General features: G+C 33.2%; 1 protein-coding gene. It reads left to right on the top strand.

From position 1 onward, the window contains the following. Positions 1-3,682, top strand: a 3,682-nt coding sequence (locus MUW73_RS04265) for a DUF1601 domain-containing protein (protein ID WP_243575298.1), incomplete at its 5' end; no start/stop codon positions are given. Positions 3,683-4,145: the final 463 nt, after the last annotated feature.

The following is a 4,145-nucleotide window of genomic DNA, read 5'->3' as shown; positions in this document are numbered from 1 at the left end:
TAGTCGAAAACCATCCAATAGATCCAATCAAACGTATCCCTATCCTAATAGCTGTGTTTTACGAGAACAAAGTAAAAAAAGACCTAGAGAACCTGATATAGACAGTAACCCAAAAAGATTTAAACAAGCGCGTGACTATCAATTCCCTAATAATCGGTATGATAGAAAGATAAGAAACAATCGTGCACAAAATGGTCCTTATAAAAGACCCATAGAGGATATTCGTGAAACGAATGCAAAAAGAACTAAATACGATCAAGCGTATAACTATCAAGTGCATAATTATAGTTCTTATAGAAGCATAGCAACTAATAATTATAATAATACCTTCAGAAAAAGCTATAGCCGAGACAATCTATATCCTTTCGTCTCTCTAACACCAAAAAATTTAGCCCTAGCAGTCAATCAACTAAGCAAGAAGCCTAACCAAAACGAAGACTCCTGTGAACAGTTGGCTAAAACTATAGCTAACATAGATTTACAAGAGTTAGAATCGTTTAATGGAAAAGATTTGTCCATGTTAGTCAACGGATTTAGCAAATGGTCTCGGAACAAAATCATGCAACAAGCCTGTCAAAAAATGGCTCAATATATTAATGAGTCTTATGAAGAAGTAGCAACCTATGTCCCCCAATCATTATGCTTATTAGTGAATGGATTTAGCAAATGGCCTAGGAACGAAATAATCCAAAAAGCCTGTCAAAAAATTGCAAAGCATATTAATAAATCTTATGAAGAGGTAGCAACCTATCACTCTCAATCATTATCCTTATTAGTCAATGGATTTAGCAAATGGCCTAGGAACGAAATAATCCAACATACTTGTGAAAAGCTTGCCAAATACATCAAGGAAAATAATAGGTATCTAATATCGCTTGACCCACAAGCTTTAGCCAATCTAGTCAATGGGTTCTCTAAATTTAAGGATCAAAAAGATACCAAACATGCCTGTCAGCAAATTGCCAAATACATCAAGGAAAAAATCAAGAAAGAGGATAGATATTTAAAATCATTTACTCCACAACAGTTGGCGAATCTAGTCAATGGATTCTCTAAATGGAAAAAGCAAAAAGACAGCAAAGACGCCTGTCAAAAAATTGCGCAATACATCAATCAAAAAATCAAGGAAAATAATACATATCTAGAAGCGTTTGACCCACAAGGCTTAGCCAATCTGGTAAATGGGTTCGCTAAATGGAAAGATCAAGAAAATACCCAAAATGCCTGTCAAGAAATTGCCCAATACATCAACAAAAAAATCAAGGAAAATAATACATATCTAGAAACGTTTAACCCACAAGGCTTAGCTAATCTAGTCAATGGGTTCTCTAAATGGAAAGATCAAGAAAATACCCAAAATACTTGTAAACAAATTGCCAAATATATCAACAAAAAAATCAATCAAGAGGATACATATCTTAACAGATTTAATGCACAAGAGTTAGCTAATCTAGTCAATGGGTTCTCTAAATGGAAAGATCAAGAAAATACCCAAAATACTTGTAAACAAATTGCTAAATACATCAGTCTCAAAGTCAAGAAAAATAATACATATCTAGAAGCGTTTACTTCACAACATTTAGCCAATCTAGTAAATGGATTCTCTAAATGGAGCGAACAAGAAGATACACAAAATGCCTGTCAAAAAATTGCCCAATACATCAACAAAAAAATCAAGGAAAATAATACATATCTAGAAGCGTTTGACCCACAAGGCTTAGCTAATCTAGTAAATGGGTTCTTTAAATGGAAAGATCAAGAAAACAGCAAGCATATCTGTCAAAAAATTGCTAAATACATCAACAAAAAAATCAAGGAAAATAATACATATCTAGAAGCGTTTGTCCCACAAGGCTTAGCCAATCTAGTCAATGGATTCTCTAAATGGAGCGATCAAGCAAATACCCAACATGCTTGTGAAAAAATTGCCCAATACATCAACAAAAAAATCAAGGAAAATAATACATATTTAGAAGCGTTTGACCCACAAGGCTTAACCAATCTAGTCAATGGATTCTCTAAATGGAGCGAACAAGAAGATACACAAAATGCCTGTCAAAAAATTGCCCAATACATCAACAAAAAAATCAAGGAAAATAATACATATCTAACATCCTTTAATAAACAAGAGTTGGCCAATCTAGTCAATGGATTCTCTAAATGGAGCGAACAAGAAGATACACAAAATGCCTGTCAAGAAATTGCCCAATACATCAACAAAAAAATCAAGGAAAATAATACATATCTAGAAGCATTTAATAAACAAGAGTTAGCCAATCTAGTTAATGGATTCTCTAAATTTAAGGATCAAGAAGATCCCCAATATGCTTGTGAAAAAATTGCCCAATATATCAACAAAAAAATCAAGGAAAATAATACATATCTAGAAGCGTTTACTTCACAACATTTATCCAATCTAGTAAATGGGCTCTCTAAATTTAAGGATCAAAAAGACAGTAAAGATGCTTGTCAAAAAATTGCGCAATACATCAATCAAAAAATCAAGAAAGAGGATACATATTTAAAATCATTTACTCCACAAGGATTATTCAATCTAGTGAATGGGTTCGCTAAATGGAAAGAACAAGAAAACAGCAAAGATGCCTGTCAAAAAATTGCGCAATATATCAATCAAAAAACCAAGAACAATAATAGGTATCTAGAATCGTTTGACTCACAAGGCTTATACATTCTGGTGAATGGGTTTTCTAAATTTAGAGATCAAGAAGACGCCCAACATGCTTGTGCAAAAATTGCGCAATACATCAATCAAAAAATCAAGAAAGAGGATACATATTTAAAATCATTTACTCCACAACAGTTGGCGAATCTAGTCAATGGATTCTCTAAATGGAATGATCAAGAAGATATCAAATATGCTTGTAAACAAATTGCCAAATACATCAACAAAAAAATCAAGGAAGAGGATACATATCTTAACGGATTTAATGCACAAGGCTTAGCCATTCTAGTCAATGGGTTTGCTAAATGGAACGATCAAGAAGATACCAAATATGCTTGTAAACAAATTGCCAAGTATATCAATCAAAAAATCAAGGAAGAGGATACATATTTAAAATCATTTACTCCACAACAATTGGCGAATCTAGTCAATGGGTTTTCTAAATGGAAAGAACAAAAAGATACCAAATATGCTTGTAAACAAATTGCTAAATACATCAATCAAAAAATCAAGGAAAATAATAACTATCTAGAAGTGTTTGACCCACAAGGCTTAGCCAATCTAGTCAATGGGTTTACTAAATGGCAAGAACAAGCAGATCCCCAAAATGCTTGTAAACAAATTGCCAAATACATCAATCAAAAAATCAAGAAAGAGGATACATATCTTAACGGATTTAATGCACAAGGCTTAGCCAATCTAGTCAATGGGTTCGCTAAATGGAAGGATCAAGCAAACACAAAAGATGCTTGTCAACAAATTGCCAAATACATCAACAAAAAAATCAAGGAAAATAATAACTATCTTAACCAATTTAATGCACAAGAGTTAGCTAATCTAGTCAATGGGTTCGCTAAATGGAGAGAACAAGAAGATACCCAAGATGCCTGTCAAGAAATTGCCAAATACATCAACAAAAAAATCAAGGAAAATAATAGCTATCTTAACCAATTTAATGCACAAGAGTTAGCCATTCTAGTCAATGGGTTTTCTAAATAGAGCGAACAAGCAAATACCCAAAATGCTTGTCAAGAAATTGCCAAATACATCAATCAAAAAATCAAGGAAAATAATGGATATCTAGCATCGTTTACTTCACAAGGCTTATCCAGTCTAGTAAATGGGTTCTCTAAATTTAAGGATCAAGCAGATAGTAAAGATGGGTGTTTACATATTGCTGTTCATATAATCAAGGAACAATTAATTTTTGATGCTGCTACTGTTCAAGAACTTGTTGAACTAATTGCTTCTTTTTCTAGGTTTTTGTGTATAGATCATAGTAATTTATTATCTGCATCGGATCATACCCAAGATGATATATTTTTAGCAGTATTGGATTTTCTTGGCCGGCAAGCTAGTTGGGATAACATCTTGCCCCAGGCAACTATGGTATCTGTTACTCGTTTATTGAAAGCCTGTTGCAGACTTATAGCTGACTCTAAATTAAGGATATACACGGAGG

The sequence above is a fragment of the Candidatus Cardinium sp. cByotN1 genome, assembly GCF_022810525.1.
Taxonomy (GTDB): Bacteria; Bacteroidota; Bacteroidia; order Cytophagales; family Amoebophilaceae; genus Cardinium.
This window is presented reverse-complemented; position numbering and strand designations above follow the sequence as displayed.